This is a genomic window from Pseudoalteromonas sp. S8-8, assembly GCF_000497875.1.
GTDB classification, from domain to species: domain Bacteria; phylum Pseudomonadota; class Gammaproteobacteria; order Enterobacterales; family Alteromonadaceae; genus Pseudoalteromonas; species Pseudoalteromonas arctica.
This window is the reverse complement of the sequence record NZ_AUTR01000035.1, coordinates 77,582-94,836: the sequence shown is the minus strand read 5'-3', so window position 1 is coordinate 94,836 and position 17,255 is coordinate 77,582. Positions and strand designations below refer to the sequence as shown.

Here is a 17,255-nt window from a genome sequence, read left to right as displayed (position 1 = left end):
GACATTACCTTTTGGCGACGTAGTGCTGATATTTATAGTGGGTTTCAAAGCTATTTAAGCTTTTAAGGAGAAAGGTATGACACAGCTAGTTATGTTATTACTGATTATACATTTTGCAATCGCGTATCAGTGTTATCGTTACGCAAATATTAAAGGCTACCCAGTTAAGGTTTTTACTGTATTAGGCTGCGTGCCTTACTTTAACTTGGTGGTATGGATTTATTTACTATTTTTACCCGAACTTGAGCCTTTTGAAAGCCATCTTCAAAATCAAAAGCAGCCTTTATAGGCTGCTTTCATTCATTTCCTATTCTTATTTAGAAAAATCTAAACTACATTGGCGCTTTAAAAATATCTCAAGCTGTTGACTAAATAACTTAAAGTCGCGGATCCGCCCCGTAGTTTTACGCCACAATATGCCAATATCTCTATATGCATCGCTTTGTGATGGTGTTGCCACCATATTTTTATTATCTAAAATTCCGGCGTTAATCGCCATTTGTGGTAAAAAAGTCACTCCGAGCTGATGCTCAACCATACTCAATAATGTATGCAAGCTTGCTGCTTCAAATGGGTTAATACAACTAGCACGATTTAAATGACATGCACTGAGCGCATGGCCTGTCATACAGTGCTCACGCTCGAGTAAGAATACGCTAGCCTCTGGTAATAGATTAAAGTCGACTACGCCCTTTGCAGCGCTGTAATCCTTATGGTGCACTAAACTAAACTGATCTTTTGCCAATACTTGTGTATGAAATTTATCGGTTTCGTATGGCAGTGCAAGTAGCGCTAAATCAATATGCCCATGCTCAAGTTTATCCAGTAGCTTATCACTCGTATCTTCTATTAATACCAGCTCTAAATCACAAAAGGTTTCTTTACAAAAGTGATACAGAGGAGCCGCTATAAAGCTAGCAATTGTAGGTATAACACCCACCGTTAATTTACCACTCAGTGGTGTTAAAAAGCTTTTAGTGAGCTCTTTTAAACTAATTGTATCGTTAATTATTTTACGAGAGCGCTCAACAACTTCTTCACCAATACTGGTAAACATAAGGCTGCGATTTTCGCGTTCAATAAGCTGGCAACCCAAAGTTTCTTCAAGATTTTGAATAGCACTGCTTAAAGTAGATTGCCCAATAAAACAGGCACTGGCAGCTCTGCCAAAGTGCTGATGTTGATGAACAGCTAATAAATACTGTAGCTGTTTGATACTTGGAAGATTGGTCATTTTTTCTTTCCACAAATAAAAAGACCCCAACACCTAGGGCATTGAGATCTTTTCAAGCTAAAAGTCTTTGAGTACTTTTTTGTTAAACCCCAAATGCGGTTCTTAGTACGTAGAAAATAACAATAGCAAGGGCAGCGCCAACTGGCAATGTAATTACCCAAGAAACTACAATGTTTCTGATAACACCCATGTTAAGTGCACCAATTCCACGTGCCATACCTACACCTAATACCGCACCCACTAAGGTTTGAGTAGTAGAGATTGGCATACCAGTACCTGATGCAATAACAACGGTAGAAGCAGCGGCTAGTTCAGCAGCAAAACCACGGCTAGGCGTTAAATGTGTAATGCCTTCACCAATCGTTTTAATTACTTTTTTGCCCAAAATAGCAAGACCCGCAACAATACCAAAACCACCTAGAGGTAGAATCCACCAAGCAATAGCCGCTTTTTTAGCAATTTCACCATTGTTTTCAACAATATTTACAACAGCAGCTAGTGGACCGATTGCATTAGCAACATCGTTAGAACCATGTGCAAAGGCCATACAACATGCTGTTAATACCATAAGAACAGCAAACACTTTTTCAACATTGTTGAATTGCATTTGTTTATCTGCTTTTGGATCGATATTTAAACGAGAAATAGCAATTTTACCAATTATAGCAACGACAACTGCTACAGCTATTGCTAAGGCGTACCCTTCGGCTGCACCTAAATCAACACCAACATGCTTTAAGCCTTTTTTAATTGTGACCAAGGCCATTATAAAACCTGCTAAACCCATATAAAGTGGTACATAGCGTTTAGCATTTTTTAGTGGTGCATCTGTATTAAAAATAAGTTTTTGTGCACTCATAAATATTAAGTATGCAATAAAGCCTGATATGGCGGGCGTTATAATCCAACTACCAACAATACCACCTACTTTATCCCATTGAATCGCCTCAGTACCAACAGCAACTAACGCAAAACCAATGATTGCACCAATGATTGAGTGAGTCGTTGATACTGGCCAACCCAAGAACGAGGCCATTAATAACCAAGCACCCGCTGCAAATAAAGACGAAATCATACCCAGAACCATAAGTTCAGGAATGTCTGCAAATGGTGCGGCATCGATAATTCCTTTACGAATTGTTGATGTAACCTCACCACCTGCTAAGTAAGCGCCTGCAAATTCAAAAATCATCGCTATAAAAATAGCTTGTTTGATTGTTAGCGCTTTTGAACCTACAGATGTGCCCATGGCGTTCGCTACGTCGTTCGCGCCAATACCATAAGCCATAAAAAAGCCGACTGCTGCGGCAATTAAAATTAATACCGTGCCGTAAGATGCAATGATATCCATTGTAAAACCTTAATCTTTCGTGTTTGAACTGATTTTAAATTAACGAGCTAACATCAGCTCAAGACGTGATCCTACGCGCTCTGCAATATCTGCAAGCTCGCCAACCCATTCAATGATTTTGTACAAAAACATAACATCAATTGGATTTAACTCACCCTCTACATCACGTAGCTGGCGGCGTACTTTTATCTGCATTTCGTCCGTGTCTTGTTCTATGGCATCCAATTCAACTAACATTTTTTCTACTAAGGTGACTTCTCGACCTTTAAAACCCGTTTCTAGCAATTCTTCTAATTCGTTAATTGCTTTAGATGCTTGTTTAGTCGCATCTACACAACGGGTTAAGTAAGCTAAGAAATCAGCTTGCATAACTTTTGGAATGGTCATTTCACGACCAATCACTCGCCCTGCAATGTCTTTCGCTTTATTAGCAATCTTATCTTGTTGAGTTACTAGTTCGAGAAGATCTGTACGCTCTACCGGCATGAATAAACCACGCGGTAATTGTAAACGTATATCTCTTTTCATATCATCAGCTTCACGTTCTAAATTGCGAATAGTGATGCGAAGCTCTTCTGCTTGTACCCACTCTTCTTTAAATACGTGATTAAAAAAAGGTATCAAAGCTTTACTTGCTTGATGAACCTTCTTGATGTGTTCTTCCATTGGTTTGATAGGAGATTTTGCAAATACTCCTAAAAACGCGTTTGTAGGCATAACTGACCCTTTAATCAAATTGATATGCTTTGCAGCATGAATTTTACAGTATTAACCAAGATTGTGAACGCTTTTTATTACTTCACTAAAGCTTGCAACACACAAAGCGACACTAAGCCGCTTTAATAGAAAAGCATGATGGGTAAAAAATCATAGTGATTTTTCTATATCTTCTTGAGATGTATGGCGAATATCTTTGCCATTAACAAAATAAATAATGTATTCAGCAATGTTCTGACAGCGATCACCAATACGCTCTAATGAGCGAACAGACCAAACTAAGTCCATGATTTTAGGGATTGAGCGTGGATCTTCCATCATGTAAGTCATTATTTGACGTGTGATAGCTTCATATTCGCGGTCAACTTTTGCATCTTCTTTATGTACTTGAAATGCGCGTTGCACATCCATACGCGCAAATGCATCCAGTACGTCGTGTAGCATTTTTAAAACTTGACGGCCCATATTTTCAATATTTACTAATAAATCTTGCTGATCTTTGGTAAATGAGTCTAGTGCAACTTTAGCAATTCGCTCAGCTTCATCGCCAATACGCTCTAAATCAGCGATTGTTTTAGCTATTGCAATCACTAAACGCAGGTCACTTGCTGCAGGCTGACGACGAGCAATAATACGCGTACACTCTTCATCAATGCTTACTTCCATAGCATTCACTTTATAATCGTTCTGACGTACCTTTTGAGCAAGCTCTGCATCGTTACGGCTCACAGCATCAAGCGCACTATTTAACTGCTGCTCAACTAAGCCACCCATGCTTAATACATGATTACGTACATTTTCTAGTTCTTGGTTAAAACGCCCAGAAATATGTTTATTAATATTATGTTCCATAGTTACCTTCTCTCTTAATCTTGCACAACACGCTACAACGGGCTAATTAACCGTAACGACCGGTAATGTAATCTTCGGTCTTTTTCTTCGTTGGTGTAGTAAATAAGGTATTTGTGTCTGAGTACTCAATCAATTCGCCCATATACATAAAGGCTGTTTGATCAGATACACGTGCTGCTTGTTGCATGTTATGTGTAACAATAACAACGGTAAATTGGTTTTTTAAATCGTTTATTAGCTCTTCGATTACCAAAGTAGAAATAGGGTCAAGTGCTGATGTAGGTTCATCTAATAAAAGAACTTCTGGCTCAATTGCAATTGAGCGAGCAATAACTAAACGCTGTTGCTGACCACCCGATAAGCCAAACGCGCTATCGTGTAATCTGTCTTTTACTTCATCCCATAAAGCAGCACCACGAAGTGATTGCTCTACCACTTCGTCTAACTTACGCTTCTCTTTAATGCCTTGTAAGCGTAGGCCATAAACCACATTTTCATAAATTGATTTAGGAAATGGGTTAGGACGCTGAAACACCATACCTACATTACGACGAAGTGCTGCTACATCTACGCTCTTATCGTAAATATTTTGACCGTGAAGTAATATTTCACCTTCAATACGGCAAATATCAACCAAATCGTTCATGCGGTTAATACAACGTAATAGAGTTGATTTACCACAGCCCGATGGTCCTATAAACGCAGTTACTTGGCCTTTTGGAATGTTCATATTTACTTTATTAAGCGCTTGCTTATCACCGTAGTAAAGATCGAGATCTTTAATCTCTAGCGCTTTTTGGTCATCCGTTAAATTTTCTAGGTCTAACTTCTGGCCTATATTAGCTTGGTTTACTTTTGGAGCGACTGTAATCATTTTTGTTACCTATAAAATCTTTACTAATTAGTGTTCAAGCGATCTGAATTTTTCACGTAAATGGTTACGTATACCAATGGCCGTTATGTTTAGGGTAATAATCACCGACACCAATAAAAAGGCCGTTGCGTATACCAGCGGGCGTGCCGCTTCAACATTAGGGCTTTGGAAGCCAACATCGTATATATGAAAGCCTAAGTGCATGAACTTTCTATCTAAGTGAAAATACGGGAAGTTGCCATCAAGTGGTAATGTAGGAGCCATTTTTACAACGCCTACTAGCATTAACGGTGCAACTTCACCTGCAGCACGCGCAACTGCCAGTATTAAACCTGTCATAATTGCAGGGCTTGCCATTGGAATAATTATGCGCCATAACGTTTCAACTTTTGTTGCGCCAAGCGCTAGTGAACCATCGCGTACGGTACTTGGAATACGAGATAAACCTTCTTCAGTCGATACAATAACAACTGGCAACGTTAGTATAGCGAGCGTTAATGCCGACCACATTACACCTGGCGTACCAAATACTGGCGTTGGCGACGATTCTGGATAAAATAATTGGTCTAAGCTACCACCTAACATGTATACAAAAAAGCCGAGGCCAAATACACCGTATACAATTGAAGGAACACCGGCCAAGTTAATCACTGCGATACGAATCATTTTAGTGATTGCATTTTTTGCGGCGTACTCGTGTAAGTAAATTGCAGCAACAACGCCAAACGGCGTCACAATTACAGCCATCAGCATAACCATAAATACAGTACCAAATATAGCAGGGAAAACACCGCCTTCTGTATTTGCTTCACGTGGATCATCGGATACAAACTTACCTAGTTGCACAAAGTAGTGGCCTAGCTTTGCAAAAAAGCCCATATCGTTTGGAAACCAAACATCAAGTACTTGATACATAGGAATTGTAACAACTTCACCGCGCATATCTTTTACAGTTACGTGGTCACGTTTAGCTTGTTTGCGTAGTGCAAATAAATCTTTTTCGAGTACACCATACTCTGCACGTAATTCAGCACGTGCTTGAGCAAGCTCAGCAACACGCTCATCAGTGAGAGCGTTATCAAGTAAGTAGCCTTTTTCTTTTAAACGTAAGCGTTCAAGTGCGTAGTTAATATGCCCAATGTCACCATTTTGCAAATCAAGTGCTTCGTCATTTAAATCAACCGCACGCTCTACAAGCTCATGTAGCGCTTCTATTTTATCGCCATTAACCGGTTGACCGTCTTTAATAACGTTTTGCACATAACCATAAAAGTTACCGTTTTTACTACGCTCAAATACTGCAAGCGCCGCTGGTGCTGTTTTATTTGTTATGTCGGTTTCTAATATCCAACGAAAATCTAAATCTACATATTCGCGGTTACCTGTTTTAATAAGTAAGCGCTCTATTTCTTCTTTTTCAAACCCGCTAACATCAATACCTGTCGCGGCTAAACGCGTTTTTGGTACTAATTCACGGTCGTAAACTTCGCCAATAACGGTTTGCTTTGCAATCGACCCTTCAAGTTCAAACTGTACAACTTCTGAAGGCCAGAAAAAGCTTAACCCTTTCCAGGCTATCATTGCTAATAAGCCTAAAACTGAAATCAAACTGATGCTCACTGCACCACCGGTCATCCAAATCCAAGGAGAACCAGACTTAAACCACTGCTTTACCATGTCATGTCTCTCCGCTTACATTGAGCTGTATTTTTCACGCAGTTGCTGGCGAACAAACTCAGCGACTGTGTTAAAAATGAATGTGAATATGAATAATACAAAGGCCGCTAAGAACAATATTCTATAGTGCGAACTACCTACTTCTGACTCTGGCATTTCAACTGCAATATTTGCTGCAAGCGTACGCATACCTTGGAAAATGCTCCAATCCATAATCGGTGTATTACCGGTTGCCATAAGTACAATCATGGTTTCACCAACTGCTCGGCCAAGTCCCATCATTACCGCAGAGAAAATACCTGGGCTTGCTGTTAGTAATACAACACGTATTAGTGTTTGCCACTGCGTTGCACCTAATGCTAATGAGCCATTTGATAAATGCTTTGGAACACTAAATACCGCGTCTTCTGCAATTGAGAATATAGTAGGAATAACCGCAAAACCCATCGCAATACCTACAACAAGCGAGTTACGTTGATCGAATGTCATACCTAGCTCATTTGTTAAGTACTGACGCACATTGCCGTCAAACATCCAAAGTTCAACAAATTCGCTCATAGCAAACGAAAACCAACCAATAAGTAAAACGACCGGAATAAGGATGATTGAATGCGAACCATCAGGAATTCTATGGCGTATTTTTGTTGGTAATTTAGTCCAGGCTAAACCTGTCGCTAACATACCTAAAGGTAATAATATGAGTAACCCAACAATTGCAGGTAAGTGCTCTTCTATTAATGGGGCTAACCAAAGACCCGCTAAAAAACCTAAAATAACGGTTGGTAATGCTTCCATTATTTCAACGGTAGGCTTAACCACTTTACGTAATTTGCTCGACATAAAGTATGCCGTGTAAATAGCCGCCGAAAGCGCGATTGGTACAGCAAACAACATCGCATAAAGTGCTGCTTTTAATGTACCGAACGAAATTGGCACAAGTGAAAACTTAGATTCAAAGTCGTCACTGGCTGATGTTGACTGCCAAATATAACCTGGCTCTGGGTAACCTTCGTACCACACTTCTTGCCAAAGTGCTGACCAAGTAACTTCTGGGTGCTCGTTATGAATGTCTAATACTGTTAGCTTATTATCCGCTAAAATTAACGCAGCATTTGAACGTGGTGCAATTGCAAAGTTCTCTATTGCGCCTTCACTTACTTTCCCCTGCCATAATTTTGCTTCACTCGTTGTGTAGTACACACCTAGCTCACCATTATTGCCAGTAGTAAAAAAAGTACGACGGTAAAACTCAGTAAATATATTTAATTTACTTTGCTTAGTTGTTTCAAATGAGCGAATTTTTTGATATTCACGGCCTGTGTCAGTGTTTACTTCAAACCACTGCGAAATCTCGCCGTTATCATTAGCAAGCATGAGTGAATTTGCGCCCGCTAGCAGTTGTGCAGATACAATATTTGCATTTTCTTCGTTAGCCGAAAGCAACTGAATTTGCTCTACATCACTTGGGTCACGTGTATCGTATACATACACTTGATTAGCAGAACGCACAAAAGTACGTGTTGTATCTGGCGACATTAATAACTCGTCTACACGCCCATTAACATCAAGTTCTGTACGCTCAACAACCCACTCTACTTCACCGGTAAACATATTCTCTTCAGCAATAAAGCTGCTAAATAATACACGCTTGTCTTCTGTAAGAGCTACAACCGCTGTTTTGTCTTCATAGTGACTAAATGCAAAGCGTTTAATAGCCGCACCTTGCTCATCTACTTCTAAAGCCATTTCCCCAAGAGGAAAACCTAAGCGAGGTGTTAATTTACGTTCGTTGTTTGGAAAGGTAACTAAAAATTTAGGTGCAACAACCATTACGGTGCCATCTTCTAAACCAAACGCATAATGCCCTTGAAAAGGCGCGCTTGTTGCAAAGCTTGTTGCATCACTTGGTAAATCTGCATTAAGTGTTTTGAGTTTTTTACCAAAACTACCTGACTCAACACTGTAAAAATCAACCTGACCTTGCTGACTTAGTAAATAAGCAACTTCAGTTTGCTCTTCTACACCTAAGCCTGCTATTTGCTGTGAATTAGCAACATGAAAGCTATCGCGTTTTTCTACTTTTGCTGATTCAAAAATTGGCTGTACTACATAAAGAAGGTAAAAGAATATTAATAGCAGTGCTACCAATACCATTATCCCACCTGCGGTTATGCCAAACTTGGCAAACCGATCTTTAAATAGACGGCTTCGATCCGTATTAAAAGTCGGCTTATTCGGATTTGAAGTCATCAAAACACCCTTAAATCTTAACGTTGCATAAATTATATTTCATCAAGATGACAGTAATGTTACAGCAGTAATAATAAGCACTCTAAAACAGCTTTAAATAAAACTAACGAGGTAAATGCCTAAATTAACTTCAAATCGATGATTTATAAGTGAACTAAATTATAAAATAATTGGACAAAGTATTTATCGAGGTCAATACTCAAAGAGTACTTAGTAAATAATAATGACTATTGATACTGCGTAGAGTCAACACAACTATATCCATTTTTATTAATTTAAAATCAAAGATTTATACAAAGTGCAATAACAGACAATTTATATTAAACAATACACTTAATGCCTATGCATTTACTTTCTTTGGGCTTAAAAAGAGAATTATTTATGAAGCAGTTGGTTATAACTATTTTAGGGAAAGATCGCCCTGGTTTAGTAGAGAGCATCTCATCAGTCGTATTACAAAATCATGGCAACTGGCTTAGTAGTAACTTAAGCCATTTATTAGGTCATTTTGCAGGTATTATTCAACTTGAAGTTGCTGAGGAGCATTTTCAATCATTACAAAGTGCTTTAAATAAGTTACCTAAGTTAGACGTTCGTATTGAAACCGGAAACACAGGGATTGAACCATCAACACTAGAGCAAATTAATCTAGTTATAACAGGTAACGACCGTCCTGGTATTGTTCAAGAACTGGCAAGTGTAATACGTCATAAAGGCGCGAATATTACTCACTTAAATTCAAGACAACAAAGTGCACCTAATTGGGGAGTGCCTATTTTTAGCGCTGTTGCTACCGTTACTTTGCCAAATGGTATGGATAAAGACGAAGTTATTGAAGCATTGGAATCAATTACAAGTGATTTAATTGTAGATACGGAAGAAGTTTAACCTCCATTTATGCGTGCCATACAACTGACACGCATACCATTTTAGTCCATCAAAATGCTCTGCAGATTATTTAACGCAGACATAAAATAAGCCGATGCAAGCATCAGCTATTTTAAATAATCACCTTAAAGCTAATAAGAGCGAGATAAACTCAGTAATCCCGCTCTTTTATAAAGCTACATATCCATATGACGATTAGTACTTTGCATCATTTGCTTTATACCTTGCTTTTCAAGCTCTAGTATTTGTTGAAGCTTTTCTTGCCCACTTTCGGTTTCGGCGCGTTCAAGTAAGTATTCATATAACTCAATCACTTTTTGATGTTGCTGTGCTAAATAGCCTTGAATGACTTCTTCATCGAATTGCTGATCTTTACTAATGTCTTCAAAAGTAATTAGCTCAGGATTTTTAGCAAAGTATTCATAACTGTACGTATCGAGCGTATTTATTTCAGTTATCGCTTTAAACCCGACTAGATCTTCGGCGAGTTTTTTTTCGTAATTTAGGTAGTAGTCCACCAGCATTGCATTATGTTCATCGAGTAAATCCTTTACGCTATAAAAATTAGCCGCCATTTGCGTATGAAACAAAACGGTCCAATCGTATACCTCTTTAATTGTTTTAACTTGCATGTGCATTCCTTACTTAGTTGACTGTATAAGTAATACACTGCGTAAAGCGTGCCAATTAAAAAGCTATTTAAAAACAGTTAGTTAATTTAAATATGAGTAATAACTAGCTATTTAATAGAACAACTTACAAATTATAGGTAATTTTTATAGAGCAATGCGTGAGTAGTAACAGCATTGCTCTATAGTCTTGTTGTTTTATATTATTTAAGTCCTTGTTTGCGCCACAGCAAGTAAACAGCAGGAATAACAAGTAAGGTGAGTACAATTGCACTGCCCATACCGCCAACCATAGGCGCTGCTATTCGGCTCATTACTTCGCTTCCGGTGCCTGTACCATAAAGTACAGGTAATAAACCGATAATAATTGTCGCGACAGTCATCATAACCGGGCGTACTCGAAGCCCTGCACCTTCAATAATGGCTTGCTGTAATTGCACTAAGCTAAGCGGTTTTCCGGCTTGCTCTGCTTCGAGGCATTTTTCTTGATAGGCTTGGTTTAAATACACCAACATAATGACCCCAATTTCTACCGCTACCCCAGCTAAGGCAATAAAGCCTACACCTACTGCAACTGAAAAGTTAAAGCCCTCTAAATACATTAGCCATACGCCACCAATCATTGCCAGTGGCAACGTAGCCATAATAATAGTGACCTCAGCAAAGCTTCTAAAATTAAGGTAAAGCAATACAATAATAATCGCTAATGTAAGTGGTAATACATAAGTCAGTTTTTCTTTAGCGCGCTGCATGTATTCATACTGCCCAGCCCACGTAATTGAGTAGCCAGCAGGTAGTATTAGGTCTTTATCGAGCACTTGCTGAGCGTGCTCAACGTAAGTACCAATATCAACGCCATCTATATCAATAAAACTCCAACCGTTTAAACGTGCATTTTCGCTTTTTATACCAGGCGGTCCATCTTCAATAAATACATCGGCTACATCACCAAGTGCTATACGCTGCCCTGTAGGCGTTACAATAGGTAACAACATTAACTCTTCTGGCGAGTCTCTGTATGCTTGCGGATAACGTAAATTAACAGGGTAACGCTCTTGCCCTTCTACCGTTTGTGTTACGTTTGTACCACCTATTGCAGTAGATACAACTTGCTGTACGTCGCTGATGTTTAAGCTATAACGCGCGGCTTTTTCACGATTTATATCTACTTTTATATAACGTCCACCGGCTACTCGCTCTGAGTAAACCGATGCGGTGCCTTGCACATCTTTTAAAAGCACTTCTATTTGCTGACCAATTTTTTGAATTTCGCTCAACTTTGGTCCCGCAACTTTAATTCCCACAGGGGTTTTAATACCCGTTGCGAGCATATCAATACGTGTTTTAATTGGCATAACCCACGCATTTGTAAGCCCAGGAAACTTAACCAAACCGTCGAGTTCTTTTTTAAGTTTTTCAAGAGTCATACCCTCGCGCCATTCGTCTTTTGGTTTTAACTGAATAAACGTCTCTATCATTGTAAGCGGCGCAGGATCTGTTGCAGTTTCTGCTCGCCCAACTTTACCAAATACTGTTTTAACCTCGGGCACTGTGGCAATTAGCTTGTCGGTTTGCTGTAATATTTCGCGCGCTTTACCTACCGATAAACCAGGATACGTTGTGGGCATATACATTAAGTCGCCCTCATCAAGTGGCGGAATAAATTCACTGCCTATTTTGTTTACCGGGTAAAAGCCAATAACAGAAACAACCACCGCGAGTACCAGTGTCATTTTTGGAAATTTAAGCACCCAGTTAAGTAGTGGTCGATACGCTGCGACGAGTAATCGGTTAACTGGATTTTTTTGCTCCGAAATGACTTTACCTCTAATAAAGTAACCCATTAATACCGGCACTAAGGTAATCGCAAGCCCAGCAGACGCTGCCATAGCATAGGTTTTAGTGTAAGCCAGTGGCGCAAACATACGTCCTTCTTGCGCTTCTAAAATAAATACCGGCATAAAGCTGACGGTAATAATTAATAAACTAAAAAATAATGCAGGACCCACTTCACTCGCCGATTTAGCCACAACTTCCCAGCGGTTTTCGTTGGTAAGGGGCGTTTTTTCCATATGCTTATGCATATTTTCAATCATGACGATAGCGCCATCGGTCATTGCGCCTATCGCTATTGCAATTCCTCCTAAAGACATAATATTGGCGTTAATCCCCTGCCAATACATAATTATAAATGCCGTTAAAATTCCAAGCGGTAACGTAATAATCGCCACCAGCGATGAGCGCACATGAAACAAAAACACCACACACACTAAGGCAACTACAATAAGCTCTTCAATTAGCTTACTTGTTAAATTATCTACCGCGTTATTTATTAAGTTGGAGCGATCGTACACAGGGACTATTTCAACGCCCTCTGGCAATCCCTTTTTAAGCGATTCTAATTTTGCTTTTACAAGCTCAATGGTTTTTTGTGCATTTTCGCCATAGCGCATAATAACAATGCCGCCGGTTACCTCGCCTTCACCATTCAGTTCTGCAATACCACGGCGCATTTGCGGTCCGACTCTAATATCGGCTACATCACGTAATTGCAGCGCAGTACCGTTGGCGTTTACACCAAGCGGAATAGCTTCCAAGTCGGCAACACTCTTAATGTAGCCTGTGCTTGTTACCATGTATTCTGCTTCAGCCATTTCAACTACTGAGGCGCCCATCTCTTGGTTGCCTTGTTGAATAGCGGTTTGAATGAGGCTAAGCGGAATACCATATGCGCGTAATTTATCGGGCTCTACATTGACTTGGTATTGCTTAACCATGCCACCAACAGCAGCCACTTCAGATACACCGGGCACAGTTTGTAGCTCAAACTTTAAAAACCAATCTTGTAAGCTTCGTAGCTGACTAATATCGTGTTTATTTGTTTTATCAATTAGTGCGTATAAGTAAATCCAACCTACGCCTGTTGCATCAGGGCCAAGCTCTGGCGTAGCGCTATCGGGTAATCTACTCGCTACTTGGCTTAGGTATTCTTGTACTCGGCTACGCGCCCAATACAAATCGGTTTTTTCGTCAAAAATAACGTAAACGTACGAGTCTCCAAAAAACGAAAAACCCCTTACAGTTTGTGCACCCGGCACAGAAAGCATTGCTGTGGTGAGCGGAAATGTAACTTGGTCTTGCACTACTTGCGGCGCTTGCCCCGGGTAAGTGGTTTTTATAATGACCTGAACATCAGATAAGTCAGGCAAGGCATCCACGGGAGTATTTTTTACAGCAAACAATCCTCCACCCAGTAAAATTAATGTAAGCAACAACACAAAAAAGCGATTGCTAACAGACCAGCGAATAATGGCAGTTATCATAATGGCTCCTAGTGAGAACTATGTTGCATAGTAGAATGATCAATCGGCTCTGCGTTTTGCGCTTTAGTAATTACAAATTCATCGTTAATAATGCTAAAAGTAAAATTAATATACTGGGCATTTTCAAACTGACTAATATCAATATCTGGCGCTAATACAAAGTCCATTGTGGCGGGTTCTCGATTCCATTTTTCAATGGCTTCTCGGCTAATATTAATAATGCGATTTTGTGTATCTATGGCATTAATAGTGCCGTTAACCGTGGCGTTTTGTGGCTGCATATCCATGTTCATATTTGAGTCTGAACCAGAATCCGAACTCATACCTGAGTTAATACTAGAACTAGGCATTTCCATTCGTTTAAAGTCGGAGCTTTTACTCGATTCAGAGTCTATTAAAAATTGCGCTGAAGTCACTACCGTGTCACCTGTCATTACACCTGACAAAATGACAGCTTCATTACTATTAATTTGCCCAACTTCAACTTCTACCGATTTAAAACGACCCTCACCTAATGCAATAACCACACGGTTTTGATGCTGCGTGCGAATTACCGCTTCTTTAGGGACTGTAAATTGCGCCTTACTCGCTTTAGCGTGAATGCTCACTTGTGCAAACATATTTGGTTTTAACCGATGATCTGCATTTTCAAACCTAAGCCTTACACGCAGAGTCCGGTTTTTAGCATCAAGCGCGGGGTAAATGTAATCAACCTTACCTTCCCACTTTTGATCTTTTAAGTAATCAAGCGTCATTGTAACGGGCAACCCAACACTCACTTGTTCTGATTGGCGCTCGAACACTTGTGCCTCTACCCAGATTTCATCAAGCTGGGCAATACTCATCATTGATGTGCCTGGTTTAACGTAAAAGCCTTCTCGTACTGTTAGCTCATCTACCACACCACTTTGCTTTGCGTAAAAAGTAATATTTTGCATTATCTTTTTATTTTTTTGTAAGCGCTCGATAAATCCATCAGACACATTTAACGACTCTAAACGCGCCTTTGCAGCGCGAATTAACACGGTATTATTACGATTAACTGCCAATAAAAGCTCTTCCTGTGCGTTCACCAATTGTGGTGAATACAATGTATATAAAGGCTCACCGGCTTTAACTTCTGCACCTTGTGCTTTAACATATAAACTTTCAATCCAGCCTTCTACACGCGGATGAATGTGAATAAGTTGGTCTTGGTTATATTGCACATAACCCACAGTATTTATATCGCTGTGAAGTGTTTTAAGCTGCACTTTGGCAGTTCTTACACCAAAGTTATTAACTACTGCAGGCGAAATAGTTACAGCACCTGGTCCATCCTGAGCCTTGCTAGCGTTTTCATACACAGGTACTAAATCCATTCCCATTGGCGAAAGCCCTGGCGCGTCACGCCTGTAATTACTATCCATAGGGGCTACCCAATATAAGGGCTGTTTGTCTGCGCTTTGTTGTTCATTCATTGCCGAGTTGCTAGGTAAAAACTGCATTACTAAGCTGCCTATTAACCCAAAGGCGCCTGCGCCAACTAAGGCGGCAACAAGTAACTTTAAATTAGTATTCATTGTGTAATTCTCCAGTTTGCTCGCTCATTACTTGGGGGTCTAAGCTACTTGCATAATAATTAAGGCGGGCGGTAATAATATGTTGATCTACTTGAATATTCAGTGCATCAATTTTGGCGTTAAGTTCACTAATGCGCGCGCGCATCACGTCAGAAAAATCCCCGTCGTCGCGTGTATAAGCATTTAGTGTTGCCTGAGATTGCTCTGACATTTGCGGTAATAACGTATTTTGATAAAGCGCATCGCGTTTTTGCAAACGAGCGAGTTGGCTAAACTCCTTAAAGTACATGCCTTTGAGTTTTTGAAGCGCCACCAGCTTTTGTGTTTTAGTAGCTTCTGCACTAGCAATAGCCGATTTAACCTGTTGATCTTGTCTGTTATCAGTAAACAATGGCAAATCAATACTAAACCCTACAGAGAGTAAATCAGCTCGCGACTCACCCATCGGGGTATCATCTCGGTAACCATAACCCACATTAACGCCCATCTGAGGTTTGTAGCTTTGCTTAGCGAGTGCAACTTCGGTTTGCTTTGCCGTTACGGTTTTATCTATCGCAATAATTGCGGGATGCGTCATAAGCAACTGTATTAGCTCATCAAATTCAAGGCTCGCAAAATCAACCAGCCCTGCGGTTTTAGTAAACTCAGTATTTAAAGGCTGCATAAGCATATCCATAGGTAACCACTGTGCTAAGCGGTTTTTAGCACTTTCAAATTGCTGCTCAAGCATAACCAGCTTATCTTCAAGACGGGTGAGTTCTAATTGCGCACGAATAATATCTTGCTGACGTGTTTTACCTAAGGTGCTTGCGTAGCTTGCTTCGGTAATGTCAATAAGTTGAGTAAATAGCCCTTTATCTAGCTCAATTAAAGCAATACTTCGCTGAGCACGATACGCGTTTAACCACGACTCAATCACAATTGCTTTTACTTGTGCTAAGCGATCGGCGCGCTGCCAAGGGTATTGTTGAGCAGACTGTGCTAATGCTTTTTGTCTAAGCGCTAAACTATTCCCTCGGCTAAACTTTTGGCTCAAATCAACTTTAAGCTGCGTCATCCCTTCTTGGTCAAACGCATAACCGTTAGTAGGTAAGTTGAGTAAGCCAACCGTTAAAACAGGATCGGGTAAGGTGCCTGCGGCAATGCTTTGCGCTATTGCAGCATCTTCTTGGTAGCCACTCGCTTTTAGCCATGGCTCATGCGTTAGCGCATAATTAAGCGCTTGCGTTAAGCTAAGCGTTTGCTCATTACTAGTTTGCTTTAGCATTTCGGTATTTAGGTTATTTTGCGCATTAACAGCTGTGCTAAATAACACAACACTACATAATACGACTTTAATACTTACAGCGTGGTTCATCACCTGCTCCATCTAAAAATAAAAGAAAATCTTAAATTAGGAAGCAAAAAAGGTGTTTAGGAGTTACCAATAAACGGGGTTATCGCAATTTTTACATACACCTATCCTGCTATTAAGCAGACATAGGAGGGCGATAGAGTGAACGAGGTATATTAATTTGTGTAGTAAATACACGTACATTTACTTTTTCAGATTCAAGTAAAGTAACGCTAAATAAAGTATCAACATTAAGCATTGAGTTAGCAGCGCAGCCACTCATAGGGCATTTACAGTCATTTTGTGGCGTACTTTCGTCGTCGCAACAATCCATCTGCATCATATTTTCAGACATGCTAGCGACAGCTGTTGCATCACTACTTTGTGTCATTGGCATTTGGGCATGCATTGCTGTTTTAGTTGGCATATGTGGCATTTCGCATACCATAGCTACAGACGCAACTGCCTGACCCACAAAAGTGAGCAGTAAAGTTATCATGAGTAAACTAGAGTAAAAACGTTGCAACATTATGCCTTTTAATAAACTTTAAAATGATTGTAAGGT

General features: G+C 39.9%; 14 protein-coding genes. 2 read left to right on the top strand and 12 right to left on the bottom strand.

Going from position 1 to position 17,255, the window contains the following annotated elements:
- Window positions 1-76 precede the first annotated feature (76 nt).
- Window positions 77-289, top strand: a complete 213-nt coding sequence (locus L659_RS0111205) for a hypothetical protein (protein ID WP_002957835.1) — start codon at window positions 77-79, stop codon at window positions 287-289.
- 24 nt (window positions 290-313) lie between these two features.
- Here L659_RS0111205 and L659_RS0111200 read toward each other — a convergent pair whose 3' ends face one another.
- The 7 genes from L659_RS0111200 to L659_RS0111170 all read right to left on the bottom strand — a co-directional run bounded on the left by L659_RS0111200 (window position 314) and on the right by L659_RS0111170 (window position 8,955).
- Complete coding sequence (locus tag L659_RS0111200) at window positions 314-1,234, bottom strand: hydrogen peroxide-inducible genes activator (protein ID WP_007586467.1); 921 nt, start codon at window positions 1,232-1,234, stop codon at window positions 314-316.
- A gap of 82 nt (window positions 1,235-1,316) precedes the next feature.
- Entirely contained in the window at window positions 1,317-2,585 is a 1,269-nt protein-coding gene (locus tag L659_RS0111195; protein WP_007586466.1) for an inorganic phosphate transporter, read from the bottom strand.
- A 39-nt stretch (window positions 2,586-2,624) separates the two neighbouring features.
- The gene (locus L659_RS0111190; RefSeq protein ID WP_002957838.1) at window positions 2,625-3,302 is read right to left on the bottom strand and encodes a TIGR00153 family protein; all 678 of its coding nucleotides are present in this window, start codon (window positions 3,300-3,302) and stop codon (window positions 2,625-2,627) included.
- Window positions 3,303-3,452: 150 nt separating this feature from the next.
- A complete protein-coding gene (gene phoU / locus L659_RS0111185; RefSeq protein WP_007586465.1) occupies window positions 3,453-4,154 on the bottom strand; it encodes a phosphate signaling complex protein PhoU in 702 nt (233 codons plus the stop codon).
- Between the two features lie 46 nt (window positions 4,155-4,200).
- A complete protein-coding gene (gene pstB, locus L659_RS0111180; RefSeq protein WP_007586464.1) occupies window positions 4,201-5,028 on the bottom strand; it encodes a phosphate ABC transporter ATP-binding protein PstB in 828 nt (275 codons plus the stop codon).
- Between the two features lie 27 nt (window positions 5,029-5,055).
- A complete protein-coding gene (gene pstA / locus L659_RS0111175; RefSeq protein ID WP_024590591.1) occupies window positions 5,056-6,705 on the bottom strand; it encodes a phosphate ABC transporter permease PstA in 1,650 nt (549 codons plus the stop codon).
- A 15-nt stretch (window positions 6,706-6,720) separates the two neighbouring features.
- On the bottom strand, window positions 6,721-8,955 hold the full coding sequence (locus tag L659_RS0111170; protein ID WP_024590590.1) for an ABC transporter permease subunit: 2,235 nt from the start codon (window positions 8,953-8,955) through the stop codon (window positions 6,721-6,723).
- Between the two features lie 381 nt (window positions 8,956-9,336).
- Here L659_RS0111170 and L659_RS0111165 point away from each other — a divergent pair, with 381 nt between their 5' ends.
- Window positions 9,337-9,843 carry a glycine cleavage system protein R gene (locus L659_RS0111165; protein ID WP_024590589.1) on the top strand — a complete coding sequence of 169 codons (507 nt, stop codon included), beginning with the start codon at window positions 9,337-9,339 and terminating at the stop codon, window positions 9,841-9,843.
- A 176-nt stretch (window positions 9,844-10,019) separates the two neighbouring features.
- Here L659_RS0111165 and L659_RS0111160 read toward each other — a convergent pair whose 3' ends face one another.
- The 5 genes from L659_RS0111160 to L659_RS0111140 all read right to left on the bottom strand — a co-directional run bounded on the left by L659_RS0111160 (window position 10,020) and on the right by L659_RS0111140 (window position 17,189).
- Entirely contained in the window at window positions 10,020-10,475 is a 456-nt protein-coding gene (locus L659_RS0111160) for a hypothetical protein (protein ID WP_007586459.1), read from the bottom strand.
- 200 nt (window positions 10,476-10,675) lie between these two features.
- Window positions 10,676-13,795: an efflux RND transporter permease subunit gene (locus L659_RS0111155; RefSeq protein WP_024590588.1), complete on the bottom strand. Its 3,120-nt coding sequence runs from the start codon at window positions 13,793-13,795 to the stop codon at window positions 10,676-10,678.
- Between the two features lie 8 nt (window positions 13,796-13,803).
- The gene (locus L659_RS0111150; protein ID WP_024590587.1) at window positions 13,804-15,357 is read right to left on the bottom strand and encodes an efflux RND transporter periplasmic adaptor subunit; all 1,554 of its coding nucleotides are present in this window, start codon (window positions 15,355-15,357) and stop codon (window positions 13,804-13,806) included.
- Window positions 15,347-16,714: a TolC family protein gene (locus tag L659_RS0111145; RefSeq protein ID WP_024590586.1), complete on the bottom strand. Its 1,368-nt coding sequence runs from the start codon at window positions 16,712-16,714 to the stop codon at window positions 15,347-15,349. Before L659_RS0111145 ends, L659_RS0111150 begins: the two co-directional genes overlap by 11 nt.
- A 112-nt stretch (window positions 16,715-16,826) precedes the next feature.
- Entirely contained in the window at window positions 16,827-17,189 is a 363-nt protein-coding gene (locus L659_RS0111140; protein WP_306790319.1) for a hypothetical protein, read from the bottom strand.
- Window positions 17,190-17,255 lie beyond the last annotated feature (66 nt).